A 23,553-nucleotide genomic window follows, 5' to 3' on the forward strand; every position below is an offset into this window, starting at 1 on the left:
GACGGGCGCGGCTGCGCCCGTCTTCCTCTGCTCAGGGGCGCCGCCCGGTCGTCAGTGGCTGTCCACGCCGTCGCCGGGGACGGCGTTCTGGGGCGACTCGTGCCAGTTGGTGACGATCGGCTTGTCGACGGTGATGCTGCCGGTGGGCAGGCTGACCGGGTCGGTGTGGTCGTCCTGGCTCACCGCGGTGATGATCTCGTTGAGTTCCTTGCCACCATCCGTGCTGGTGGTCTTGGGGTTCACTCCGGCGTAGGCGGTGGTGGCGCCGCTCAGCTTCACCGGGTCGCCGACGGACTGCTCGGCCGGTCCCGCTTCCGTGCCGTCGGAGCCGAACGCCACCATCGGGAGCGCGGACGGGAGCGTGCAGGTGATACCCGGCTTCGCCTTCACCGAGATGAGGATGTAGCCGCCGGCCTGGGTCTCGGACTTGGCGCCCCACTTCAGGTCGTTGGCGCCGCAGGCCTGCCCGTAGCCGCCCTTGCCTCCGCTGCCACTGCCACTGCCGCTGCCACTGCCACTGCCACTGCCTTTGGATGCGGTGCCGTTCGATGAGGTGCCGCCGTTGCCGGACGTGGCGCCGTCCGTCGAACTGCCCTTTCCTGCCTCCGCCGAGACGTCCTTGCCGCCTGAACCCCCGGCCTTGCCGCCGGCGTCCTGGCCCTGGGCCGCGGACTGAGCCGCGCCGGTCGGGGATGAGGCGCCGGTCGAGTCGGACCCGCCCTGGCAGGCGGTCAGCGACAGGACTGCGGCTACCGCCATGGCGGCCAGGGTGGACGTGCGGATGAGGTTCTTACGCATGGGTGGGCTCCCCCGTAGTGATCGGACCGCTTCAGCAGAGATCGGACTGCTTCAGCCGGACGCGGCGCCAGGCTCGCGCCCCGCCGACAACAACGAGCTTCGTGGGAGCCGGGCGTACCCGCAATGATCTACCGGAAAGGAGGGACGCTGGAACGATGAAATGGCCTCTGAGCTGCGAGAATGCCACGCTCCTGGAACGGCCGCCTGGGACAGCCACGCCGACGGAACACCCAGCGGCGCAGTACGAGCAGCATGAGCGGTACGAGCAGTACGAGCAGTACGAGCAGTACGCAACGAGAGCGGTCGGGTGAAGGCGGCCGAGGGCAGCCGGGGACCGTCAGGGGCGATCGTGGGCGCCGCGAACGGCGCCCACGGCCCGGAGTCGGGAACCGCTTTCGGCAACAGCCCTCAGGAGCCGAGCAGTTCGACGTGCACGTCCGACGGGAAGCCCGTCGTGGAGCCGACCCGTCGTGCGAACTCCTTGACGCCTTCCAGCTGGTCGGCGCCGAAGCGGAAGTCCAGTGTCGTGAAGTAGCGCTCCAGCAGCTCCGCGTCGAAGACCTCCCAGTGCGATGCCTGCTCGGCGACCTTGGTGACCTCTTCGAGGGACACGTCGCGGGAGGACAGGAACGCCTCGTGGACCGCCTTCACGACCTCGGGCTCGCGCGCGGCGTAGTCCTTGCGGGCGGCCCAGACCGCGAAGACGAACGGCAGCCCCGTCCACTCCTTCCACATCTGGCCCAGGTCGTGGACCTGGAGGCCGAGCTTGGGGGCGTCGTGCAGTGCGGCACGCAGCGCCGCGTCGCCGATGAGGACCGCCGCGTCGGCCTCCTGCATCATCACGCCGAGGTCGGGCGGGCACCGGTAGTAGTCGGGCGTGACCTCGTACCGCTCGGCCAGCAGGAGCTGCGCCAGGCGTACGGAGGTGCGCGAGGTGGAGCCGAGCGCCACCCGCGCCCCGTCGAGCTGCTCCAGCGGCTTCTTGGAGACGATCACGCAGGACATCACGGGACCGTCGCAGCCGACCGCCAGGTCGGGGAAGGCCACGAGGTCGTCGGCGTTCTTGAGGAACTCGACGAGCGTGACGGGCGCGATGTCCAGGTCGCCCCTGACCAGCTGCTCGCTGAGCTTCTCGGGGGTGTCCTTGGTCAGCTCCAGATCGAGCAGGGTGCCCGTGCGGGCCAGCCCCCAGTAGAGCGGGAGACAGTTCAGGAACTGGATGTGCCCGACGCGGGGCCGGCTGCGACGGTGGTCGGCTTCGGCGGCGTGTTCTTCGCCGTGTTCCGCGGTGTGCGCGGGGGCGGTCCCGGTGGCGTGTCCGGTGACGGGTGCGGCGGCCTCTTCGGCGTATGAATTGTCCACATCGTGAGGCTAGACCCGCGTTGTACGCTGGAAAACGCAGGGTGGTCCGTCAGCATGACGCACCGCGGCCAAACGTCCGGGTGAAGTGATCTTCGCCTCTATCGCGGGCGCGCGGGCGCGTGCTAGGCTCGCCGCAAGTTGCAGTTTGGTTTCCCTTGCAGTACAGAGCCTGCGGAGCATGTGACCCGCAGGCTTTTGTAGTTTTCAGACTTCTTAGCAGGTTCTGGAGCAGGGCAACCCTTTGGCCCAAGGAGGGCTTATGGCTACCGGAACCGTCAAGTGGTTCAACGCTGAAAAGGGCTTCGGCTTCATCGCCCAGGACGGCGGCGGCCCGGATGTCTTCGTCCACTATTCCGCGATCAACGCGTCTGGTTTCCGCTCGCTTGAGGAGAACCAGCTCGTGAACTTCGACGTCACGCAGGGCCCGAAGGGTCCGCAGGCGGAGAACGTCACCCCGGCCTAGTTGCCCGGGCCGATCGGATCGCGGTCGGGATAGCACCACCCAAGGAGCCCCTTTCCGTACGTTCGCGTACGGAAAGGGGCTCCTGCCTTTTCCGGCACCCGGCTATGGACCGCCGATTGCCGCCTACCGCTGGCTGTCGCCTATCGCCGGTTGTCGCCTATCCCCGGTTGTCGCCTATCCCCGGTTGTCGCCTACCGCCGGTACATCTCCTCGATCTGCTCGCCGAAGTCCTTGGCTATAACCGCCCGCTTCAGCTTCAGCGACGGTGTCAGATGCCCGCTCTCCTCCGTGAAGTCCACCGGGAGTACCGCGAACTTCCGGATCGACTCGGCTCGCGACACCAGCCGGTTCGCCTCGTCGACCGCCCGCTGCAGTGCTCCCCTCAGCTCCTCGTCGTGGACCAGTTCCCGCATCGGGACACCTGCCTTCTTCCGCATCAGCCGCCAGTGCGCGAGGCCGTCCGGCTCCAGGGTGATCAGCGCCGTGACATAGCTGCGGTTGTCGCCGACGACCATGCACTGGCCGACCAGCGGATGCGCGCGCAGCCAGTCCTCCAGGGGCGCGGGCGCCACGTTCTTGCCGCCCGACGTGATGATGAGGTCCTTCTTGCGGCCGGTGATCGTGAGGTAGCCGTCCTCGTCCAGCTCGCCCACGTCGCCCGTGGCGAACCACTGGCCGGAGCCGAGCCCGGCGCTGCCCGCGTACTGCCCGGCACCCGCGCTCTCGCCGCGCTGCCCGTCCCAGTAGCCGCTGAAGACCTGGCCGCCGCTGAGCAGCACCTCACCGTCGTCCGCGATCCGGACCGCCGTGCCGGGCAGCGGCCAGCCGACCGTGCCGAGCCGCGGCTTCATCGGCGGGGTGACCGTCGCGGCGGCCGTCGTCTCGGTGAGGCCGTACCCCTCGAAGATCTGGATTCCGGCGCCCGCGTAGAACGCCGCCAGCCGGTGGCCGAGCGGGGAACCGCCGCAGATCGCGTACTTCACCCGGCCGCCGAGCGCCGCCCGTATCCGCCGGTAGACCAGCGGGTCATACACGGCATGGGCCAGCCGCAGGCCCGTCCCCGGCCCGGAGCCGGTGCCGTGCTCGGCGGCTTCCAGCGCCTGCCCGTACCGCTGCGCGATCCGCGCCGCGCGGTCGAAGGACGAGGCCCGGCCCATCTTCTCGGCGGTGGCGCGGCCGGTGTTGTAGACCTTCTCCAGGACGTACGGGATCGCCAGCAGGAACGTCGGACGGAACCCGGCGAGGTCCGCCAGCAGGTCCTCCGTACTGATGCTGGGTGCGTGCCCGAGGCGCACCCGGGCCCGCATACAGCCGATCGCCACCATCCGGCCGAAGACATGGGAGAGCGGCAGGAAGAGCAGCGTCGACGGCGGGTCCTTGGTCACCGATCTGAAGACCGGGTGGAGCAGTTCGACCGCGTTGTCCACCTCGGCGAAGAAGTTGGCGTGGGTGAGGACGCAGCCCTTGGGGCGGCCCGTGGTGCCCGAGGTGTAGATCAGGGTGGCGACGGAGGCCGGCGAGCGCCCGGCCCGGCGTTCGGCCACCGCTTCGTCGGGTACGTCCCGGCCCGCGTCCTTCAGGATGCCGATCGCGCCGGTGTCGAACTCCCAGAGGTCCGCCAGGGCGGGCAGCTGGCGGCGCTCCACGCTGACCAGCCGGGCCTGCTCCTTGTTCTCGACGGCGCAGGCCACCGCGCCGGAGTCCTGGAGGATCCAGCGGACCTGGAAGGCGGAGGACGTCGGATAGACCGGGACGGTGACCAGACCCGCCGCCCAGGAGGCGAAGTCGAGGAGCGTCCACTCGTAGGTGGTCCTGGCCATGATCGCGATACGGTCGCCGGCCGCCAGGCCCGCTGCGATCAGCCCCTTGGCAACGGCCTGCACTTCGAGGGCGAACTCCATGGACGAGACATCGGTCCAGCGGCCGTCCGGCTGCTTCCGGCTGAGCACCGGTTCGTCGGGGGCCTGGTGGGCGTTGTCGAAGGGGATGTCGGCGAGCGAACCGTGCTCGACGGGCCGGACCAGTAGCGGTACGGAGACCTCCCGCACCGTCCCGTCCACGCGCCGCTTGCGCGGTTCCAGCTGCTGCACTGACACGGGCACGGTCACTTGCGGCTCCTCATGTCGTGATGTCGTGGTACGTCAGCCAGGGCGCTCTCCCGGGCAGGTGTGTTCTGCCCGGCAGGTGTGTTCTGCCCGGGGGTGTGTTCTGCCCGGGGGTGTGTTCCGCCAGGCAGGTCAGGGGCGTTCGAGGATTGCCGTCACGCCCTGGCCGCCCGCCGCGCAGAGGGAGATCAGCCCCCGCCCGGGAGCCTCCCGCTCCGCGAGCAGCTTGGCCAGGGTGGCGACGATGCGGGCGCCGGTCGCAGCGAAGGGGTGGCCCGTCGCGAGCGAGGAGCCGGCGACGTTGAGCTTCGCCCGGTCCACCGGAGCGAGTCCCTGCTTCTCCCAGGCGGCGAGCGTGGCGAGCACCTGGGACGCGAACGCCTCGTGGATCTCGAAGAGGTCGAAGTCGTCCAGGGTGAGACCGGCGCGCTCCAGCATCCGCGGAACGGCGTACGCGGGCGCCATCAGCAGCCCGTCGGGGCCGTTGACGTAGTCGACGGCCGCCGTCTCGTACAGCGTCAGATACGCCAGCGGTTCGAGTCCGCGCTCGCGCGCCCACTCCTCGCTCGCCAGCAGCACGGTCGCAGCGCCGTCGGTGAGCGGGGTCGAGTTGCCCGCGGTCATGGTCGCGCCGGGCTCTCCGGCGCCGAACACCGGCTTCAGCGTGGCGAGTTTCTCCACGGTGGAGTCCGGGCGGAGGTTCTGGTCCCGGGCCAGGCCGTGGAAGGGAGTCACCAGGTCCTGGAAGAAACCGCGTTCGTACGCGGCGGCCAGCCGCTGGTGGCTGGTGGCGGCCAGCGCGTCCTGGTCGGCGCGGCCGATGTCCCACTCGCGGGCGGTGCGCGCCGCGTGCTCCCCCATCGAAAGCCCGGTGCGGGGCTCGGCGTTGCGCGGAATGTCCGGGACGAGGTGGCCGGGGCGTACGCGGGAGAGAGCCCTGAGGCGCCCGCTCACCGACGTGGCCCGGCGTGCGTCGAGAAGGATCTTCCGCAGCTCGTCGTTGACGCCGAGAGGCGCATCGCTCGCGGTGTCCGAGCCGCCGGCGATCGCCGAGTCGACAGCGCCGAGTGCGATCTTCCTGGAGTCCCGTACCGCAGGCCTGCTGGATGTCGTACGCGGGCGTGCGCGGGTCGAGACGCGAGCCGAGCACGGTCTCCCGGGCGAGGTTGAAGTCGCGGCTGTGCTTGAGGACGGCGCCCGCGACGAACTCGCCGATCCGCTCGCCCTCCAGGCCGAACCGCTCGACCAGTCCGTCCAGCGCCGCTGTCAGCATGGACTGGTTGGACACGGTGGCGTACGGACCGTCCGAGCGGGCGAACGGGATGCGGCTGCCGCCGACCACTGCGACCTTGAGAGGCATCATGCCCGGCGTCATCGCGGCCTCATCTCGGCATCATCTCGACCAGCTCCTGACTCTTGAGTAACCTTACTCAAGAGTAAATCTACGATGCCGTAGGGAGCCTGGACAATGGCCGATCGCTATCTGCACTTCACCAGCACAGCACCCGGCCGTTTCCTCACCAGCAGGCTCGGCCTGCCCCAGCCGGCCGAGCTGCGCCGCTGGTCGGCCGAACGCCCCTGCCTCGAAGGGCCCTTGCTCCATGTGACAGCGGGCGGACCGTCGCTCGCGGGGCTGCCGGGGCTGGCGGAGGTGCTCGCCCGCACCGGCCTGAAGGCCGCGGAGCCCGCAGAGCCCACGGGTCCCGCAGCGGAAGGCGAACGGCCGGCCGGCGTGGTCCTGGACGCCACCGGTGTCGTCACGGTGGCCGGTCTCGCGGAGGTGCACGGCGCGCTGCATCCCGTCGTACGGTCCCTCTCGCCGGGCGGCCGGGTCGTGGTGCTGGGCGCCCCGCTCTCCGACGAGGACCACCACCAGGCTGCGGCGCAGCAGGCGCTGGAGGGTTTCGTACGGTCCCTGGGCAAGGAGATCGGCCGGGGCAGGACCGTCCAACTGGTCAGGACGGTCTCCGCGACGGCGGCCGAGTCGACGCTGCGGTTCCTGCTGTCGCCCAAGTCCGCGTACGTGAGCGGGCAGGTCATCGAGATCGGCGGGCCAGGGACGGACACCGGCACCGCGGCCCCCGCGAACCGGGACCTGCCGCTCGCCGGCCGCACGGCGCTGGTCACCGGCTCCGCACGCGGCATCGGCGCCTCGGTCGCCGCGACTCTCGCCCGCGACGGGGCGAAGGTGTTCTGCCTCGATGTCCCGCAGTCCCAGGCCGAGTTGACCCGTACGGCCGACTCACTCGGCGGAACCGCCCTGCCCCTGGACATCACCGCGGCCGACGCTGCGGACCGGATCGCCGCCGCGCTCCCCGACGGCCTGGACATCCTGGTCCACAACGCGGGCATCACCCGCGACCGCCGCCTCGCCAACATGGCCGCCGACCGCTGGGCGAGCGTGCTCGACGTGAACCTGGACAGCGTGCTGCGGACGACGGACGGCCTGCTCAAGTCCGGCACACTGCGACCGGGCGGCCGCATCGTCGCCACGGCATCGATCGCCGGGATCGCGGGCAACACCGGCCAGACCAACTACGCAGCCAGCAAGGCCGGCATCATCGGCCTGGTCCGGACCCTCGCCCCCCGGCTCGCAGAACAGCACATCACGCTCAACGCCGTGGCCCCCGGCTTCATCGAGACCAGGATGACGGCCGCCGTACCGCTCTTCATCCGCGAAGCGGGACGGCGCATGAACTCGCTGGGACAGGGCGGCCTCCCGGTGGACGTCGCGGAGACGACCGCCTGGTTCGCCCACCCCGCGTCGGACGGCGTCAACGGCCAGGTCGTACGGGTCTGCGGCCAGAGCCTGCTGGGGGCATGAGGGGCACCGACCGCCCGGCCGCCGGCCCCTCGCTTCTGCCCGCCGGGCGAGCCCTCGCTCCACCCTCCGGCCCGCCGCCTCGCTTCACTCTCCGGTCGGCGCCACGGCCCATGCCTCGATCTCGACCCGGAAGGCGGGATGCACCAGCCCGGCGACCTGTACCAGTGAGCAGGCCGGAGGATGTGCCGGATCCTGGTGCTCGTCGCGTACCCGCCGAAAAGCCGGAAGGTCCTGCAAGTCGGTGAGGAACACGGTCAGTTTGACCACCTGCGCCAGGCTCGAACCCGCCGATTCCAGGGCGGTGGCCAGGTTCGCGTACACCTGCCGCACCTGGGCCTCGGCGTCGCCCTCACCCACTGGACGGCCCTCACCGTCCACCGGAACCTGACCCGAGACCGCGACAACCGTCCCCGTGAACGCCACAGCGTGGCTGTATCCGTTCACGGGTGGCGCCCCTTCAGGTCGCACGAAGTGCTGCACCGCTCCCCCATATCAACACCGAAACCGACACCGACAGCAACAGCAACGAGCGGACCCGCCCCCGTCAGTGCGTGATCAGATGCGCACCGCGGCCTGGAAGCTGCCGATGGTGTTCATCGACTCGTAGCGGACATAGGCGCCCGGGTACGGGGCGTGCAGCACGGTGTTGTTGCCCGCGTAGAGCCCCACGTGCTGGGTGTTGTTGAAGAAGACCAGATCGCCCGGCTTCAGCTGGCTGCGCGAGATGCGGGTGCCCTCGTTGATCTGGGTGTACGTGGTGCGGGTGATCTGGGCACCGGCCTGGGCGTACGACCACTGGGTCAGGCCCGAGCAGTCGAAGGCGTTGGGACCGGTGGCGCTGCGGACGTACGGCTTGCCCACCCGGGTCTCGGCGGCCTGGAGGGCGGCGGCGCCGAGGGCGGATGCGGGGGCCTCGTGGTCGAGTTTGACCCGGTCACCCGCGTCGCGGCTGGCGCGCACGTCGTCATCGTGCATCTTCGTACGCTCGGAGACGGTCAGGGTGTTGAGCACTTTCCGCGCCTCGGCGAGCTTGTCCTGCTGCTTCTTCTTGCGCTCCCCGAGCGTCTTGCGGACGTCCGCGAGGTCGCGCAGTTTGCCCTGGGCCTCGGTGCGCTCCTGCGTGAGGGTCCGCTGCTTCTTCTGGATCTTCGCCAGGGCCTCGGCCTGCCTGGCCGTCAACTGGTCCAGGTCGGTGGCCCGGTCGAGGAAGCTGTCCGGGTCCGAGGCGAGGAAGAGCTTCACCGAGGGGTCGATCCCCCCGTCGCGGTACTGCGATGCGGCGATCGAACCGAGGCCGGCGCGGAGCGTGTTGAGCTCCTGCTGACCGCGGGCGACCCTGTCCTGCAGCGCGTCGGTCTGCTTCTCCAGCTTGTCCTGCTGCTCCTTGACCCCGTTGTACTGCTCGGTGGCCACCTCTGCCTCGTCGTAGAGCTTGTCGACCTTCGCCTTCACCTCGCTCTTGGTCGGCTTGGGATCGGCGTGAGCGGCCTGAGAGGTCAGGGCCACGGCCGCAGCGGCGGTCGCGGTCAGCACGGTCACGCGGGCACGGCTCGGCTGCTTGGGACGACGGTGGGACGCCACGAAGGCGAGCTCCTTCTTCCTCAGAGCCGCCTACCGGGTCATGGGGGGAAGTGAATCCCCGGCTCCGTGCACATCACGGACTCGGCGGTACCCCCGCTGACACCCCGGTTGGGTGATCAATCGCGCGAAGGTTCGAGGCCCAACCCTAGTGACCATCTTGTGACCATTACAATCTTCACAGCGAGAAACTCGGCACACGACGCACTTCTTTTACTCACAACGCACGCCGTGTAGCGGCGACTTGACGGCCCGTTGCGTAGCGGAAGTTTTCGATGCCGGGACGTCCCGATGCGCCGATGTCCATCCGGTCTACACCTTGTGTGCGAGAAGCTGGACTTCCTGGAACTGCCGCCGGTCCGTGGGCTTCGGCTCGGTCACCAGGCGGGCCGACTCGGCCAGTCCATGGTCGCGCAGGAGCTGAACGAGGCGATCGGGATACCAGCGGTAGGCCGTCGCGACCACATGGTCGTAGGACTGTGTCTCGTGGTGGGGGCCGTCAGTGGCGGGGAACTCGATCAGCAGGTGCCCGCCGGGGGCCAGGACCCGTGCGATCTCGGCCAGGATGGCGGGCAGGTCCTGCGGCGGAGTGTGGATGACGGACCACCGCGAGAGCACCCCGCCGAGCGCACCGTCCTCGATGTCCAGCGCGGCCATCGAGCCGACCTCGAACCGCATCCCGGGGTTGGCATCGCGGGCCAGCTCGACCATCACAGGGGAGGCGTCGACTCCGAAGGCATTCAGGCCCAGCTCGCGGAGGTGGGCTGTGATGTGGCCCGGTCCGCAGCCGAGGTCCGCGACCCCGCCGCCGTTCGCCCGTACCAGCTCCGCGAAGGCACTCAGGAGGGCGCGCTCCAGAGGGCGGTCACGCAGGGAGTCGTGGAACTGCTCCGCGTAGGTGGTGGCGATGGCGTTGTAGGCCTCACGGGTGGCGCACAGGGTGTCGGGTTCGGTCACCCGGAGACCGTAGCGGCAGAAGGAGGAGAGTGCCTGCGTTTCAAGAGTGCGATCCCCCGGTCCGCCCGGCTTCCGGCCGGTCCCCGGGGAGGGAGCGATGAGTTCCGCCGGCCCGGGGAGTCTCACTCCGACCACCGTTGTCGACGACATGGGAAGAACAAATGGCTCAGCTGCTGAAAGTGCAGAACTTCACCGTCTCAAGTGACGGAATCGGCGCCGGCGAGGATCAGACCCTTGAGCGCCCCTTCGGCCACGTCGATCCCGGGAGGCTGTTCGCCTGGGCCGGCGCCACGGCGAGCTGGCCCATGCGCACCGACTCCGGAGGGAGCCGGGGCCTGGACGACTACCTGACGCGCGACTTCGCACGCAACATCGGTGCCGAGATCATGGGCCGCAACAAGTTCGGCCCCCAGCGCGGACCCTGGCCCAACGAGGAGTGGCGCGGCTGGTGGGGCGACGAACCCCCTTTCCACACACCGGTGTTCGTCATGACCCACCATGAGCGCCCTTCGTTCACGCTCTCCGACACCACGTTCCACTTCGTCGACGGCGACCCGGCCACGGTCCTGGAGCAGGCGCGGGAAGCAGCACAGGGCAAGGACGTCCGGCTCGGCGGCGGGGTCACCACCATCCGGGAGTTCCTCGACGCCGACCTCGTCGACACCATGCATGTGGCGGTCTCACCGGTGAAGCTCGGGTACGGACTGCGACTGTGGGAGTCCCCCGATGAGCTGCTCGACCGGTTCCACCTCGATGTCGTGCCCAGCCCGAGCGGGGTGACCCACCACCTGTTCTGGCGGAAGTGACAGGCCTCGGGTGGGCCACCGTGGCCCACCCGAGCGTCCTGCGGCCAGACCACTTCGTGGTATCAGCCCCCGGCAGGCCCGATGAGCTGGAGGTCCACGTACCCGGAGTGCGGACTGCTCTCGGCGGGGCTGCCGTCACCGACGTCGATGTCCGCCACCTTCCACAGGCGGCCGGCGAATTCGAGAGTGTCGCCCACCCGGGCGTCCCGGTAGGCGGCGTCCCCGCCGTCGCGGCTCGCGATGCCGATGTCGGCGCGCGGGCCCTGGTTGATCTCCGTCACCACCGCGCTGTACTGCCCGCTGTACTCGTTGTTCGGCACGTGCCACCTGAGGCGGAAGCGGCCGTCGACCAGAGACGGCCACGTGGCCTCGGAGCTGGGCTGGGGTGACTCGGTCACGTTCTTCTGGCCCTTCGGTGTGAGTACCACTCGGTACGTGCAGATCTGCGCCACCGTGAACGAGACACCGCCCACGGTGACGGCCTGGCCCGGCTTCACGGTCCATGCCCGGGTACCGGCTTCCGCCGAGCCGAGCCCTGTCCCGTTGGTCAGGACAGCGGAACGGGCCGAGCCGTCCGACCGCGCCTCCTTGTACGACACGTTTCCGGCACCGCCGGGCAGCTTGACGAAACCACCGCGCAGCACGTGGAGCCCCTTCGCGGCGGAATTACCCGCGCACACCGGGCCCTTGTCGCGGGGCGGGGCGGGGCTCGTCGTGGACGCACTGGGGGACGGGGCCTGCTCGGACTGCTTTCCGGACGAGCCGCAGCCCGCCGCGAGCAGCACACAGCCGACGACTGCGGCAAATCGGGCTGCCTTCATGACTTGGGCACCTCCAGAGCCTGCGGATTCCCGAAGAACTCTTTGTACTCGTCGGGGGTGGCCACGATGTCCTTGTTGGGCGGGCCCCATGGGTTGCCGAGCACGATGTTCCCGTTCTCGAACCCCTTGACGAAGTAGACGTGACGGGTGGAGAACGTGGTTCCCCCACTTGTCCTGGCCCTTCTTGTTCACATCGTCCCCGCTGCCTGTGCTGACAATCACCGGATGCCCCGAGTTGAAACTCGTCCGCACCGAATCCACGCTGTTGTCGATGCCCTTGGAATCGTGACCGGTGACATAAGGAGGGGCCTTCTCGTTGTAGTCCCACTCGATCGCCCCGTACGTCCCGTGCTCCGTACGGTCGTAGCGCTTGTCACCCTCATGCCCGTCCGGCGCGCCGCCGTCGTCGCCACCGTAGACGAGAGCGAACGCCTTCTCGTAGTAGGCGGGCCACATGGCTCCCTTGGCATGAGCCGTCATAGGAGTGCCGTCCTTGTCCAGCGGTACGTCCGGGGTGACGGTGACCCATCGCTGATTACCGTCCTTGTCCCAGATGCGGACGTTGACGGTGCCATTGGGATTCTGCTTGATCCCGTCACGGATGAACTGCGGGTTCACCTGAGCCGTCGACGTGAGTGATGCGATGTACCAGCAATCGCCGAACCGTCCTTGGTTGATGTCGGCAGCGTTGATGTCCTGCCCGTTGGAACCAGGGGCGAACAGAGGGTCGGACGGAATACCCCAGTGCATTCCCTTGGCGTCCGCTCCGGACTGGGAATTCTTGCCATCCAGATAAGCGTCTGTCGTGTCGAATCCCGGCTGCATTCCCGGAAAAGCCGCCTGGGCCTTGGCCCAGTGGGCGGGGCCGAGCTTCGCCAGGATCCCGCTGAGATGGTCACGGCGCTCACCCTCAGGCAGGCCGTTCTCGTCCCACCACTTCCAGCCGCTGTCATCCGTGTTGTTGATCAGGTCGTTGTAGCGCTTCAGATCGGCCTCGGGAACACGGTCGAAGAAGGCGTCCAGTTCAGCGGACGTCATCCCGTCCAGCACGCTCTCGACCTTCTTCAGATCGTCTCGGTTCCCGTTGGTGCCGAAGTCCTTGCCGTCGAGTTCCTTGATCTGCTTCAGCGCATCCTTGATGTGCTGCTCGTCGGCAGGGGCCTCGTCCGCGAAGAGGAGAGCCGGGTCGACCGCGTAGCCATGTTCGATGAGCATCTCGCACTCGTCGAGCTGCTTGCTGCGGCGATCCATCGACCCGGCCATGTTGCCCAGTTCGTCGTCCAGCACTCCGGGCATCTGCGCGGGCCCGCCGAACAGCGACGGCATGAAGAAGACCTGGCCGACCAGGGGCTGCAGGAGCGGGTCGGTGGTAGCCGGTTTGCCCTTCATGAGCTGGGTCGCCTCGGTGAGAACGGAGGCCAGGTCCCGGTGCAAGCCACGCGCGTCGCCGCCCAGTTTGCGCAGACTGGCGGCGAGGGCACGTATCTCTGTGCTGTCGAAGCCACGGAATTCGGTCAATGCCCCAGTCCCGTCTTCCGTTTGGCCGAGCCCGTCTTCGCCTCATCGTCGAGCCGGTCCGCCTCGGTGTCCCAGCGGCCCGCATCGTGCATGAGCGCAGACGCCATCTGCCCCAGCGTGCTCTTGCGATTCGCGATCTGCTGCGTCGATCGGGTGGCGAACGGACCACGCCAGAGTGGAGGATCGGTCTGCTGGGCCTTCTTCGCCGCGCCGTCCAGATGGGGCCCGAGCTTCTTGGCGAGCGTACGAGCCCTGCGCGCACAGGCGCGCAGATCGCCTGCGCGCTTTTTCAGCTGCTCCGGTGTTTCCCCCGCCGGTTCGTCCGGTCGTGCCATGGTGCGTCCCCCAGCCCCGTCAACCCTCAGATCGACCGGTAAGGCTAACACCCCGCAATCCGGGCTCACTTGGGTTGCGGCAGACGCTGTGGCTCCGAACTGGCCGGCCTCGGCCAGAAGGAACTGGGCAGGGCCACATGTCGCGCTCGACCTCAGCTCCGCGATGGAACGGAGCGCACGGACCCCGCAGCCGCCGAACCCCGGCCACCTCGACCAACACCCGACCCGCGGGTAACCTTACTTCGGAGTAAATACCTTACGGATCACGGAGCCCGGACCATGAGTGACCGCCTCACGCGCTCCCCCGGCCTGCTGCCCTCCATGGTGCGTGGGGCTGTGGCCTCGCCCTTCAAGCGGGGGGTGTCGGCCGAGGCGCCCCTGCCCGCGACCCGGCTGGTGCGGGGCGGGGTGCGTATCGATCCCGGGCGTCTTGACTCGTACGCGCGGGTATGCGGCTTCGAGCGGGGCGGCCCGCTTCCCCTCACGTATCCGCATGTCCTCGGCTTTCCGCAGGCCATGCGGCTGATGTCCGCGCCGGCCTTCCCGCTGCCGGTTCTCGGGCTCGTCCATACCGGTATCGAGATCACCCGGCGGCGGGCTCTGCATCCGGGCGATGAGCTCGAACTCACCGTCTACGCCGACGGGTTGAGGGCACACCGACGTGGTACCGAAGTCGTCATGGTGACGGAGGCGCGGGGGGCCGGTGAGCCGGTCTGGGAGTCGCGGAGTACGTATCTGGCCCGGCACCCGGCGCCCGAAAGCGTGGCAGCCCGTACGCCGGACGCGCCGCCGCAGGCCGCGCGCCACGCCCTCACCACCGCCACCTGGGAGCTCCCCGCCGGCCTGGGCCGCCGGTACGGTGCCGTCTCCGGTGACCGAAACCCGATCCACCTCCACCCCCTCACCGCGAAGCTCTTCGGCTTCCCGCGCGCCATCGCGCACGGCATGTGGACCGCCGCACGCTGTCTGGCCGCCGTCGGGACCCCCGAAGACGTCCACGTACGCGTCGAGTTCAGGGCGCCGGTGCTGCTGCCGGGGACCGTGACGTACACCGCCGGAGCGGGTGCCTTCCAGGTCCTGAGCCAGGTGCCCGACGGCGCGGAACGGATCCACCTCACGGGCGCGGTGACGGCGCCCAGCGCTCCCCGTTCATAAGGTTCTCCAGGCCCGACCAGGCGAAGTTCATCAGCGTCGACGCGGCTTCCCTGGCCGAGACTCCGGGCATCCCGTTCGCCCATCCGGCGAGGGATTCCGCCGCACCCACCAAGGCCTGCGCGAGGCCCGCCACATCGCCCTCCGGCAGGGCCGGGTCGCGGTGCGCCTCGCGGGCGGCCGCCGCGATCAGGCCCGTCACGAAGTTCGTCATCTCGTCGCGCATCGCGGCGGCTTCGGCGGCGAACGGCTCCCCGTGCGTACGCGCCTGATGGTGCAGGATGTTCCAGCCGTCCTGATGGCCCCGGGTGTGCTCGAAGAAGGCGCCGACGCCGTGCCACAGCTGCTGGTCCGCGGGGTCCGCCGGGTCCACCCCGGCGCGTACCGCGGCGACCAGGGACTGGGCCTCCCGGCGGATGCACGCGGTGAAGAGCTCTTCCTTGGAGTTCAGGTACAGATAGATCAGGGGCTTGGACACGCCCGCCAGTTCGGCGATCTCGTCCATCGAGGCGGCCCGGTATCCGCGCTGCCCGAAGGTCCGCACGGCGGCGTCCATCATCTGCCGCTCGCGCACCGCCCTCGGCATCCGCTTGGCCTTGGCCGCCTTGACTGCACCCACCTCAGAGCCCCTCCAGCCAGTTGGTACACACCAGGCAAGGGTACGGGTCCGGCCCCTCTCCGTCGTACGGAGAGGGGCCGGGTGGCGTGAAGTGAACGATCAAGCAGCGGTCAGATCTGCCGGGCCTGTCAGGTCTGCCGGGACTGCCAGGTCTGTCAGGCCGGTCAGATGTGTCAGGCCTGTCAGGTGAGTCAGGCCGCGACCGGAACGGACTGCTTCTCCTCGACGTCGGCGACGTGCACCTCGCGCTCGTCGACCGGGGAGGCCGAAGCGGAGTTGAACGCGTCGAGGTCCAGGATCTTCTCGCGCGCCGAGACGATGACCGGAATCAGAGCCTGGCCGGCGACGTTCGTCGCGGTGCGCATCATGTCCAGGATCGGGTCGATCGCCATCAGCAGGCCCACACCCTCCAGCGGGAGCCCCAGCGTGGAGAGGGTCAGCGTCAGCATCACGGTCGCGCCGGTCAGTCCGGCGGTGGCCGCCGAGCCGATGACCGAGACGAAGGCGATCAGCACGTAGTCCTGGATTCCGAGGTGTACGTCGAAGATCTGCGCGATGAAGATCGCGGCGATCGCCGGGTAGATCGAGGCGCAGCCGTCCATCTTGGTGGTCGAGCCGAACGGCACCGCGAACGAGGCGTACTCCTTCGGCACCCCGAGGCGCTCGGTGACCCGCTGGGTGACCGGCATGGTGCCGACCGAGGAGCGGGAGACGAACGCCAGCTGGATCGCGGGCCAGGCGCCCTTGAAGAACTGCAGCGGGTTGACCTTGGCGACCGTCGCGAGCAGCACCGGGTAGACCACGAACAGCACGATCGCGCAACCGACGTAGATGTCGGCGGTGAACGTCGCGTACTTGCCGATCAGGTCCCAGCCGTAGTCGGCGATGGCGAAGCCGATCAGGCCGATGGTGCCCAGCGGCGCGAGGCGGATGACCCACCACAGGGCCTTCTGGAGCAGTTCGAGTACGGCCTCGCTGATCTTGAGGATCGGCTCCGCCTTCGCGCCGAGCTGGAGTGCGGCGATACCGGCGACGGCGGCCATGAAGACGATCTGCAGGACGTTCAGCTGGGTGAACGGCGTGACGACGTCCGTCGGCACGATGCCGGTCAGGAAGTCGATCCAGGAGCCGGACCCGTCGGGCGCCTTGCCGTCCTTGGGCGTGAGACCGGTGCCCGCGCCGGGGTTGGTGATCAGGCCGATCGCGAGGCCGATGACGACCGCGATCAGTGACGTGATCATGAACCACATCACCGTGCGGGTGGCCAGCCGGGCCGCGTTGTTGACCTTGCGGAGATTGGTGATCGACACCAGGATCGCGAAGAAGACGAGCGGGGCGACCGCCAGCTTCAGCAGCTGGATGAAGATGCCGCCGACGTGCTCCAGCGTGGACTTGAGCCAGCTGATGTCCTGGCTGCGGGCGAGCCAGCCGAGCAGGACACCCAGGACCAGACCGGCGATGATCTGGGCCCAGAACGGGAACTTGTCGGATATTCGGGACTTCGCCGGACCGGCGCTGGGACTGCCGGTCGAGTCGGCGGTGGAAGGCGCCGTGGGATTCGCGGCGGAATCCTCGGAACTCGCGGGACCTGCGGACATGGGGACACTCCGGTGAGGACGCAGCTGTGTGCTCGGTACGGAGCACGGGGGGACGGGGGCGCGGCGCCTGTCAAGTGGGGGCGCCGCCGCATGAGGCCGATCAGAAGCGGCGACAGGCCGCGGACATGCAGCGGCAGAGATCGACATGCAGGCGCTCCACGAGCGCAGGGCTCCTGGGATGCGGGCGCACGGCTGTCTTCATGTCGAACACGTTAACACTTGAACTTTGAGTGCCTCAAAGCCGTTCTTTGGGGCAGGGGCGCGGCAGTACGCGAAAACGCCGGGACCCCGGCGCTGGAGCGACTCGCTCCGGCCCGGGGTTCCCGGCGTGTGTGACGTAACTTACGGTGCTTGCCCGCGCCTTGGGACGGCTGCGGGGCCGCGGGTGGAACGGAAGCCGACGGCTTACTGGGTGAGGCCGTCCTCCTGCGTACGGTTGGCCTCCAGCTTGACCTTGGCCCGCTCGACCTTGTTGATCAACTGCTCGGACATCTTGTCGCGCTGCTTGCGCAGCAGGACGAAGCTGAGCGGCGCGGAGATGACCAGCGCCAGCAGGATCGTCCAGATGAAGTTGGAGCCGCCGAGTCCCTTGGGGATGATGCCGAAGTGGACGAGGACCGCGCAGAAGACCAGGGATCCCATGAAGATGACGATCCGCATCGCGGTGTAGCGGATCGTGGCGCCCGGGTTGGCTACAGACACGGGTGGGGCCTCTCTCTTCGTACCGATGATCGCTGGTGCTTCAGGACCTGCCCGACAAGTGAAGCACGCCCCACTTGCGATCACCCCGGCCGGGGTAGGGGTGCGGCGCGCCGGGGTCAGAGCAGCGGCAGGTACATGATGATGTCGTCGCGGTCGTCGCCGGGGGCGACCCGGATCGCGTCCGGCACCCGGCCCACTTCCTTGTAGCCGCAGGACTCGTAGAACCGGTCCACCCCGGTGCCGCCCCGGCAGGTGAGGCGGATCGCCTCGATGCCGTCGAGGGTGCGGGCGGCGTCCGCCGCCGCTGTCATCAGGTGGCGGCCGTACCCCTTGCCCTGGTGGGAGGGGTGGACCATCACGGTGTACAGCCAGATCCAGTGGCGCATCAGGCGGTGCGTGTTGAGCGTGAGGAAAGCGGTGGCGGCGACCGTGCCGCTCTCGTCGCGGCCGACCAGCAGCCGGACGCGGCCCTCGGTCATCGCGGTCAGATGCTTGATCAGTTCCGGGCGGACGTCGTCGGACGTGACCGGGGGGACGAAGCCGACGGCGCCGCCGGCGTTCGACACATCCGCCCAGAGCGCGGCCACTTCGTCCCGCAGCCTGGCGTCCATCCGCGGGTCCAGTTCAAACGTGAGGCTCATACAACCAGCGTAGGAAAGCGCGGAACCCCGGCCGTGGCCGGGGTTCCGTCGTCGAGGCGGGGAGAGCGCGACCGTTCAGAAGCGCATCGGCTGCGGGGCGTCGCGGCGGGCCGGGTCCGGTCCGTCGAACTCGCGGACGATCTCGTACTGCGTGTTGCGCTCGACCGGGCGGAAGCCCGCATCACGGATGAGTTCGAGCAGGTCCTCGCGGCCGAGCTTGTTCGGCGTGCCGTAGTTGTCGGCGTCGTGGGTGATCTTGTACTCGACCACCGAGCCGTCCATGTCGTCGGCGCCGTGCTGCAGCGCGAGCTGCGAGGTCTGGACGCCGTGCATGGGCCAGAAGACCTTCACGTGCGGGACGTTGTCGAAGAGCAGCCGGGACACCGCGAAGGTCTTCAGCGCCTCGGCGCCGGTGGCCATCGTGGTCCGCACCTGGAGCTTGTTGCGGACCTTGCCGTCCTTCATGTCCACGAAGTCGTGCTGGTAGCGCAGCGGGATGAAGACCTGGAAGCCGCCGGTCTCGTCCTGGAGTTCACGCAGTCGCAGGACGTGGTCCACGCGGTGGCGCGGCTCCTCGATGTGGCCGTAGAGCATCGTCGCCGGGGTCTTGAGACCCTTCTCGTGGGCGAGGCGGTGGATGCGGGACCAGTCCTCCCAGTGGGTGGCGTGGTCGACGATGTGCTGCCGGACCTCCCAGTCGAAGATCTCGGCGCCGCCACCGGTCAGCGATTCGAGGCCGGCCTCGATCAGCTCGTCCAGGATCTCCGAAGCGGAGAGCCCGGAAATCGTCTCGAAGTGGTGGATCTCCGTCGCGGTGAACGCCTTGAGGGCGACCTGCGGGAGGGCTTCCTTCAGCGCGCTGAGCGAGCGCGGGTAGTACCGCCACGGCAGCGTCGGGTGGAGGCCGTTGACGATGTGCAGCTCGGTGAGGTTGTCGCCCTCCATCGCCTTCGCGAGGCGGACGGCCTCCTCGATACGCATCGTGTACGCGTCCTTCTCGCCCGGCTTGCGCTGGAACGAGCAGTAGGCGCACGAGGCGGTGCACACATTGGTCATGTTGAGGTGCCGGTTGACGTTGAAGTGGACAACGTCGCCGTTCTTGCGCGTACGCACCTCGTGGGCGAGGCCGCCGAGCCAGGCCAGGTCGTCCGTCTCGTAGAGCGCGACGCCGTCCTCACGGGTCAGCCGCTCACCGGCCCGGACCTTTGCCTCGATCTCGCGCTTGAGGCCTACATCGTTGATCGACGCAGTCATGTGCGGCCGCCTCCCATATGCGTACGTAAACAACCAGCCAACCGTACTCCCCCGCCCGCGCGGCTCCGGGACCCGGCTGGCACCCGGCCGGCAACCGCCTCGCTCCCGGTGCCGGGGGGCGGGTCAGCTCGGCTCGGGCAGCTCTCCGACCCGGTTCTCCCACTTGGTGGAGAGGACGATCGTGGTGCGGGTGCGGGAGACGCCCCGGGTGCCGCTGAGCCGGCGGATCGTGCGCTCCAGACCGTCCACGTCGTCCACCCTGACCTTGAGCATGTACGAGTCGTCGCCCGCGATGAACCAGGCGTCCTCGATCTCGGCCAGGTCCTTGAGCCGGTGGGCCACGTCCTCGTGGTCGGCGGCGTCCGAGAGCGAGATACCGATGAGCGCGGTCACCCCGAGGCCGAGGGACTTGGCGTCGACGGTGGCGCGGTAACCGGTGATCACTCCGGCCGCCTCAAGGCGGTTGATGCGGTCGGTGACGCTGGGCCCGGAGAGCCCGACCAGCCGGCCGAGCTCGGCGTAGGAGGCCCTGCCGTTCTCCCGCAGCGCCTGGATGAGCTGCCTGTCCACCGCGTCCATACTGTTGAAGCCTTCCATTGTTCAGCAATATCGCGAGTTTACGTATAGAATCTAAGGCATGCAGGGAAAACGCCCTGCGAATCTTCCATCAGGAGTGATGTTCACCGTGTACACGATCGAGATGGCCTATGCCCGGATGCGCGAGCTTCAGGACCAGGCCAACCGTTCGCGTGACCAGCGGCTCGCCACCGCCGCCCCGGCCCGCCGTACGAAGCGGCACGCCAAGAAGCGCTGACCGCCGGGCGGTTCCATGACCGCCCGAGTACGTCAGTCCTTGCGGGAGCCACCGAGCTCTCCCTCCCAGCGGCGGTACAGCCGGTGCGGCACCCCTGCCGCATCGAGGACCCGCCCCGCGACGAAGTCCACCAGATCCTGGATGTGCGTCGCTCCCGCGTAGAACGCCGGAGAGGCGGGCAGCACCACGGCGCCCGCCTCGTCCAGGGACACCAGGTGGCGCAGGGTCTGACCGCTGAGCGGGGTCTCCCGCACCGCGACCACCAGCGGGCGCCGCTCCTTGAGCGTCACGCTCGCCACCCGCTGGAGCAGGTCCTTCGAGAGCCCGAGCGCGACCCCCGCCACGCAGGCGGTGGAAGCCGGGACGATGATCATGCCCTTGACCGGGTACGAACCGGAGGACGGCCCGGCGGCCAGATCCCCGGCTGCCCAGTGCCGTACCGCTTCGGTCCCCTCCGCGAAGAGGCCCGGGTCCACCGCGAAGGTGTCCGGCTTCCCGTCCGCGCCCCTGGCCAGCCAGGTCCGCAGATCCTCCGGCCAGTGCGCGTCGCGGAAGGCGATCCCGGTCTCGTCCAGCAGCGTCAGCCGCGACGAGCGGCTGACCACCAGGTCCACGGCCTCGCCCGCGTCGAGCAGCCCGCGGAGCACTGCCGCCGCGTAGGGCGTACCGGACGCCCCGGAGACCCCGACGATCCACGGCCGCCGCGGCTGCTGACTGTGTACATTCACGCGCTCCACGTGTCCGAGCCTATCCGGGCCCGTCCGGCCGGCCGGAGACGGGAGGCGGGTCGCCGACGAGGGGCGGCCCGGACGGGTGTCACACCGTCAGGCCCCGCACCAGCAGATCGAGCAGGGCGCACACGAACAGGGCGATCCCGATGAAGCCGTTGACCGAGAAGAAGGCCCGGTTCAGCCGGGACAGGTCGTGCGGCTTCACGACGTTGTGCTCGTAGACGAAGGCCACCGCGACGATCACCAGGCCGGCCCAGAAGAACGCTCCGGCGTCCGTCGCCACCCCGTACCAGACCAGCAGGGCCGTGGTCACCACGTGACAGGCGCGGGCGCCGTACAGCGCGGCCGGGATGCCGAAGCGGGCCGGCACCGACTTCACTCCGTCCGCGCGGTCCGCCTGGACGTCCTGGCAGCCGAAGATCAGGTCGAAGCCGCCGATCCAGATACCGACCGCGAGGCCGAGGATGACCGCGTCCCAGGACCACTGACCGGTGATCGCCAGCCAGGCGCCGACCGGGCCGATGGCCTGCGCGAGGCCGAGGATCGCGTGCGGGAAGTTGGTGAAGCGCTTCCCGTACGGATAGACCACCATCGGGATGACCGCGATGGGCGCGAGCGCCAGGCACAGCGGGTTCAGCGCGGCCGCCGCGACGAGGAAGACGACGACCGCGACCCCCGCCCCCGTCCAGGCCGACTTCACCGAGACCGCGCCGGTGACCAGTTCGCGGGAGGCGGTGCGCGGGTTCCGGGCGTCGATCTCCCGGTCGATGATGCGGTTGCAGGCCATCGCGAAGGTACGCATGCCGACCATCGCGACGGTCACCAGGAGCAGCCGCCCCCAGTGGATGTTGCCGTCCAGCCGGTACATCGCGGTCAGTGCGGCGATGTACGCGAAGGGCAGCGCGAAGACCGAGTGCTCGATCATCACCAGGCGGAGGAACGCCTTGGTCCTGCCGGGTTGCGGCAGCGCGGCGGCGGATGCGCTCACAGGCCGTACTCCTTCCAGCGCTTCGTCACCCGGTCGGCGACAGCAGGGTCGGACCGCACCATCTCAGGCCAGCCGCCGTCCCGGGTGTAGCCCTCCTCGGGCCACTTCCTGGTCGCGTCGATACCGGCCTTGCCACCCCAGAACTGCTGGTAGGAGGCGTGGTCGAGGTGGTCGACCGGGCCTTCGGCGACGGTCAGGTCACGTGCGTAGTCCGTGTTGCCGAGGGCCCGCCAGGACACCTCGTGCAGATCGTGCACATCGCAGTCCGCGTCCACCACGACGATCAGTTTGGTGAGCGACATCATGTGCGCGCCCCAGACGGCGTGCATCACCTTCTGGGCGTGCTTCGGGTACTTCTTGTCGATCGAGACGATCGCGCAGTTGTGGAAGCCGCCCGACTCGGGCAGGTGGTAGTCCACGATGTCCGGAATGATGATCTTGAGCAGCGGCAGGAAGAAGCGTTCCGTCGCCCTCCCCAGCGGGCCGTCCTCGGTCGGCGGGCGGCCGACGACGATCGACTGGAGCAGCGGACGCCGGCGCATCGTGACGCAGTCGATCGTCAGTGCGGGGAACGGTTCCTGCGGGGTGTAGAAGCCGGTGTGGTCGCCGAAGGGGCCCTCGGGCAGCATCTCGCCGGGCTCCAGCCAGCCCTCCAGGACGACTTCGGCCTGGGCGGGGACCTGGAGCGGGACCGTCCTGCAGTCGACCATCTCGATCCGCTTGCCCTGTACGAAGCCGGCGAAGAGGTACTCGTCGATGTCCTCGGGGAGCGGGGCCGTCGAGGCGTACGTCACGGCGGGCGGCGCGCCGAAGGCGATGGCGACGGGCAGCCGCTCGCCCTTCCTGGCGGCGACCGCGTAGTGGTTGCGGCTGTCCTTGTGGATCTGCCAGTGCATCCCGATGGTGCGCTTGTCGTGACGCTGGAGCCGGTAGAGCCCGAGGTTGCGGATGCCGGTCTCGGGGTGCTTGGTGTGCGTGAGCCCGAGGTTGAAGAAGGAGCCGCCGTCCTCGGGCCAGGTGAAGAGCGCCGGGAGCCGGTCGAGGTCCACGTCGTCGCCGGTGAGGACCACTTCCTGGACGGGGGCTGCCTCCGGCTTCACCTTCTTCGGCGGTACGTGGACCATCGTGCCCAGCTTGCCGAAGGCTTCCCGTACGCCGACGAAGCCCTGCGGCAGCTCGGGCTTGAGCAGGCCGCCGATCCGGTCGCTGATCTCGTCGTACGAGCTGAGGCCGAGGGCCTTGAGCAGCCGCCGGTCGGTGCCGAAGACGTTCATCGCCAGGGGCATCGACGCGCCCTTGACGTTCTCGAAGAGCAGCGCCGGGCCGCCCGCCTTGTTGACGCGGTCGACGATCTCCCCGACCTCCAGATGGGGGTCGACCTCGACCTTGATGCGCTTGAGGTCGCCGTCGCGCTCCAGCGCCCTGAGCAGCGAGCGAAGATCGTCGTAAGCCATGCGGTCCAGTCTGTCATCCCCAGCGGTGAAGCC

Annotated in this window: 23 protein-coding genes and 1 pseudogene; 6 read left to right on the forward strand and 18 right to left on the reverse strand. The window is 69.0% G+C overall.

Features of this window, described 5'->3' with window-relative positions; all coding sequences use genetic code 11:
- Positions 1–51: 51 nt before the first annotated feature.
- Positions 52–798, reverse strand: coding sequence for a DUF4232 domain-containing protein (locus OG385_RS12315; protein WP_266854492.1), 747 nt, complete (start codon positions 796–798; stop codon positions 52–54).
- Between the two features lie 155 nt (positions 799–953).
- Between OG385_RS12315 and OG385_RS12320 the strand changes: the two genes are divergently transcribed.
- Positions 954–1,109 carry a hypothetical protein gene (locus OG385_RS12320; RefSeq protein ID WP_266854494.1) on the forward strand — a complete coding sequence of 52 codons (156 nt, stop codon included), beginning with the start codon at positions 954–956 and terminating at the stop codon, positions 1,107–1,109.
- 97 nt (positions 1,110–1,206) lie between these two features.
- Here the strand turns inward: OG385_RS12320 and OG385_RS12325 are convergent, their stop codons facing one another.
- Positions 1,207–2,019, reverse strand: coding sequence for a menaquinone biosynthetic enzyme MqnA/MqnD family protein (locus tag OG385_RS12325; RefSeq protein WP_266860798.1), 813 nt, complete (start codon positions 2,017–2,019; stop codon positions 1,207–1,209).
- A 400-nt stretch (positions 2,020–2,419) separates the two neighbouring features.
- Here OG385_RS12325 and OG385_RS12330 point away from each other — a divergent pair, with 400 nt between their 5' ends.
- Entirely contained in the window at positions 2,420–2,623 is a 204-nt protein-coding gene (locus OG385_RS12330) for a cold-shock protein (protein WP_008738468.1), read from the forward strand.
- A 191-nt stretch (positions 2,624–2,814) separates the two neighbouring features.
- Here the strand turns inward: OG385_RS12330 and OG385_RS12335 are convergent, their stop codons facing one another.
- Both OG385_RS12335 and OG385_RS12340 read right to left on the reverse strand, forming a co-directional pair.
- Positions 2,815–4,731, reverse strand: a complete 1,917-nt coding sequence (locus OG385_RS12335) for a long-chain fatty acid--CoA ligase (RefSeq protein ID WP_266854496.1) — start codon at positions 4,729–4,731, stop codon at positions 2,815–2,817.
- Positions 4,732–4,860: 129 nt separating this feature from the next.
- Positions 4,861–6,103: pseudogene (locus OG385_RS12340) on the reverse strand (acetyl-CoA C-acetyltransferase).
- A 93-nt stretch (positions 6,104–6,196) separates the two neighbouring features.
- On the opposite strand from OG385_RS12340, the gene OG385_RS12345 reads away from it, so the two are divergent.
- Complete coding sequence (locus OG385_RS12345; RefSeq protein ID WP_266854498.1) at positions 6,197–7,552, forward strand: 3-oxoacyl-ACP reductase; 1,356 nt, start codon at positions 6,197–6,199, stop codon at positions 7,550–7,552.
- An 84-nt stretch (positions 7,553–7,636) separates the two neighbouring features.
- On the opposite strand, the gene OG385_RS12350 is transcribed toward OG385_RS12345, so the two are convergent.
- The 3 genes from OG385_RS12350 to OG385_RS12360 form a co-directional block, all read right to left on the reverse strand.
- Positions 7,637–8,032: a RidA family protein gene (locus OG385_RS12350; protein ID WP_266854500.1), complete on the reverse strand. Its 396-nt coding sequence runs from the start codon at positions 8,030–8,032 to the stop codon at positions 7,637–7,639.
- Between the two features lie 75 nt (positions 8,033–8,107).
- The gene (locus tag OG385_RS12355; protein ID WP_266854501.1) at positions 8,108–9,133 is read right to left on the reverse strand and encodes an NlpC/P60 family protein; all 1,026 of its coding nucleotides are present in this window, start codon (positions 9,131–9,133) and stop codon (positions 8,108–8,110) included.
- Positions 9,134–9,442: 309 nt separating this feature from the next.
- Positions 9,443–10,087, reverse strand: a complete 645-nt coding sequence (locus OG385_RS12360; protein ID WP_266854503.1) for a class I SAM-dependent methyltransferase — start codon at positions 10,085–10,087, stop codon at positions 9,443–9,445.
- Positions 10,088–10,248: 161 nt separating this feature from the next.
- Between OG385_RS12360 and OG385_RS12365 the strand changes: the two genes are divergently transcribed.
- A complete protein-coding gene (locus OG385_RS12365) occupies positions 10,249–10,893 on the forward strand; it encodes a dihydrofolate reductase family protein (RefSeq protein ID WP_266854505.1) in 645 nt (214 codons plus the stop codon).
- Between the two features lie 62 nt (positions 10,894–10,955).
- On the opposite strand, the gene OG385_RS12370 is transcribed toward OG385_RS12365, so the two are convergent.
- Positions 10,956–13,232 carry a C2 family cysteine protease gene (locus OG385_RS12370; RefSeq protein ID WP_266854507.1) on the reverse strand — a complete coding sequence of 759 codons (2,277 nt, stop codon included), beginning with the start codon at positions 13,230–13,232 and terminating at the stop codon, positions 10,956–10,958.
- Entirely contained in the window at positions 13,229–13,567 is a 339-nt protein-coding gene (locus tag OG385_RS12375) for a hypothetical protein (protein ID WP_266854508.1), read from the reverse strand. The genes OG385_RS12370 and OG385_RS12375 overlap by 4 nt, the downstream gene beginning before the upstream one ends.
- 279 nt (positions 13,568–13,846) lie before the next feature.
- Here OG385_RS12375 and OG385_RS12380 point away from each other — a divergent pair, with 279 nt between their 5' ends.
- Complete coding sequence (locus OG385_RS12380; RefSeq protein ID WP_266854509.1) at positions 13,847–14,722, forward strand: MaoC/PaaZ C-terminal domain-containing protein; 876 nt, start codon at positions 13,847–13,849, stop codon at positions 14,720–14,722.
- Here the strand turns inward: OG385_RS12380 and OG385_RS12385 are convergent.
- The 6 genes from OG385_RS12385 to OG385_RS12410 form a co-directional block, all read right to left on the reverse strand.
- Entirely contained in the window at positions 14,682–15,305 is a 624-nt protein-coding gene (locus OG385_RS12385) for a TetR/AcrR family transcriptional regulator (RefSeq protein WP_266860800.1), read from the reverse strand. The genes OG385_RS12380 and OG385_RS12385 overlap by 41 nt on opposite strands.
- A gap of 224 nt (positions 15,306–15,529) precedes the next feature.
- Positions 15,530–16,936, reverse strand: coding sequence for a dicarboxylate/amino acid:cation symporter (locus OG385_RS12390; protein WP_266854511.1), 1,407 nt, complete (start codon positions 16,934–16,936; stop codon positions 15,530–15,532).
- Between the two features lie 405 nt (positions 16,937–17,341).
- The gene (locus tag OG385_RS12395) at positions 17,342–17,638 is read right to left on the reverse strand and encodes a DUF4229 domain-containing protein (protein ID WP_266854513.1); all 297 of its coding nucleotides are present in this window, start codon (positions 17,636–17,638) and stop codon (positions 17,342–17,344) included.
- Positions 17,639–17,754: 116 nt separating this feature from the next.
- Positions 17,755–18,279 (reverse strand): GNAT family N-acetyltransferase, encoded by a 525-nt coding sequence (locus OG385_RS12400; protein ID WP_266854514.1) that lies wholly within the window; start codon positions 18,277–18,279, stop codon positions 17,755–17,757.
- A gap of 75 nt (positions 18,280–18,354) precedes the next feature.
- Positions 18,355–19,533, reverse strand: coding sequence for an aminofutalosine synthase MqnE (gene mqnE, locus OG385_RS12405; protein WP_266854516.1), 1,179 nt, complete (start codon positions 19,531–19,533; stop codon positions 18,355–18,357).
- Between the two features lie 123 nt (positions 19,534–19,656).
- The gene (locus tag OG385_RS12410; protein ID WP_164259277.1) at positions 19,657–20,112 is read right to left on the reverse strand and encodes an Lrp/AsnC family transcriptional regulator; all 456 of its coding nucleotides are present in this window, start codon (positions 20,110–20,112) and stop codon (positions 19,657–19,659) included.
- Between the two features lie 97 nt (positions 20,113–20,209).
- On the opposite strand from OG385_RS12410, the gene OG385_RS12415 reads away from it, so the two are divergent.
- Positions 20,210–20,347 carry a hypothetical protein gene (locus OG385_RS12415; protein WP_266861326.1) on the forward strand — a complete coding sequence of 46 codons (138 nt, stop codon included), beginning with the start codon at positions 20,210–20,212 and terminating at the stop codon, positions 20,345–20,347.
- A 32-nt stretch (positions 20,348–20,379) separates the two neighbouring features.
- Here the strand turns inward: OG385_RS12415 and OG385_RS12420 are convergent, their stop codons facing one another.
- From OG385_RS12420 to OG385_RS12430, 3 genes are all read right to left on the reverse strand, one after another.
- Entirely contained in the window at positions 20,380–21,084 is a 705-nt protein-coding gene (locus OG385_RS12420; RefSeq protein ID WP_266854517.1) for a UbiX family flavin prenyltransferase, read from the reverse strand.
- A gap of 79 nt (positions 21,085–21,163) precedes the next feature.
- Entirely contained in the window at positions 21,164–22,066 is a 903-nt protein-coding gene (mqnP, locus tag OG385_RS12425) for a menaquinone biosynthesis prenyltransferase MqnP (protein ID WP_266854518.1), read from the reverse strand.
- Positions 22,063–23,520, reverse strand: a complete 1,458-nt coding sequence (locus OG385_RS12430) for a menaquinone biosynthesis decarboxylase (RefSeq protein ID WP_266854520.1) — start codon at positions 23,518–23,520, stop codon at positions 22,063–22,065. Before OG385_RS12430 ends, mqnP begins: the two co-directional genes overlap by 4 nt.
- Between the last annotated feature and the right edge of the window lie 33 nt (positions 23,521–23,553).

Source organism: Streptomyces sp. NBC_01306 (assembly GCF_026340465.1).
In the GTDB taxonomy this organism is placed as follows: Bacteria; Actinomycetota; Actinomycetes; order Streptomycetales; family Streptomycetaceae; genus Streptomyces.

What these genes read in the sequence shown, in the direction of transcription:
- OG385_RS12415 (WP_266861326.1), top strand. Translation starts at nt 20,210, where the DNA reads ATGTTCACCGTGTACACGATCGAGATGGCCTATGCCCGGATGCGCGAG.
- OG385_RS12345 (WP_266854498.1), top strand. Translation starts at nt 6,197, where the DNA reads ATGGCCGATCGCTATCTGCACTTCACCAGCACAGCACCCGGCCGTTTC.
- OG385_RS12385 (WP_266860800.1), bottom strand. Translation starts at nt 15,305, where the DNA reads ATGCCGAGGGCGGTGCGCGAGCGGCAGATGATGGACGCCGCCGTGCGG.
- OG385_RS12365 (WP_266854505.1), top strand. Translation starts at nt 10,249, where the DNA reads ATGGCTCAGCTGCTGAAAGTGCAGAACTTCACCGTCTCAAGTGACGGA.
- OG385_RS12430 (WP_266854520.1), bottom strand. Translation starts at nt 23,520, where the DNA reads ATGGCTTACGACGATCTTCGCTCGCTGCTCAGGGCGCTGGAGCGCGAC.
- OG385_RS12375 (WP_266854508.1), bottom strand. Translation starts at nt 13,567, where the DNA reads ATGGCACGACCGGACGAACCGGCGGGGGAAACACCGGAGCAGCTGAAA.
- OG385_RS12390 (WP_266854511.1), bottom strand. Translation starts at nt 16,936, where the DNA reads ATGTCCGCAGGTCCCGCGAGTTCCGAGGATTCCGCCGCGAATCCCACG.
- OG385_RS12380 (WP_266854509.1), top strand. Translation starts at nt 13,847, where the DNA reads ATGAGTGACCGCCTCACGCGCTCCCCCGGCCTGCTGCCCTCCATGGTG.
- OG385_RS12315 (WP_266854492.1), bottom strand. Translation starts at nt 798, where the DNA reads ATGCGTAAGAACCTCATCCGCACGTCCACCCTGGCCGCCATGGCGGTA.
- OG385_RS12330 (WP_008738468.1), top strand. Translation starts at nt 2,420, where the DNA reads ATGGCTACCGGAACCGTCAAGTGGTTCAACGCTGAAAAGGGCTTCGGC.
- OG385_RS12320 (WP_266854494.1), top strand. Translation starts at nt 954, where the DNA reads ATGAAATGGCCTCTGAGCTGCGAGAATGCCACGCTCCTGGAACGGCCG.
- OG385_RS12400 (WP_266854514.1), bottom strand. Translation starts at nt 18,279, where the DNA reads ATGAGCCTCACGTTTGAACTGGACCCGCGGATGGACGCCAGGCTGCGG.
- mqnE (WP_266854516.1), bottom strand. Translation starts at nt 19,533, where the DNA reads ATGACTGCGTCGATCAACGATGTAGGCCTCAAGCGCGAGATCGAGGCA.
- OG385_RS12410 (WP_164259277.1), bottom strand. Translation starts at nt 20,112, where the DNA reads ATGGACGCGGTGGACAGGCAGCTCATCCAGGCGCTGCGGGAGAACGGC.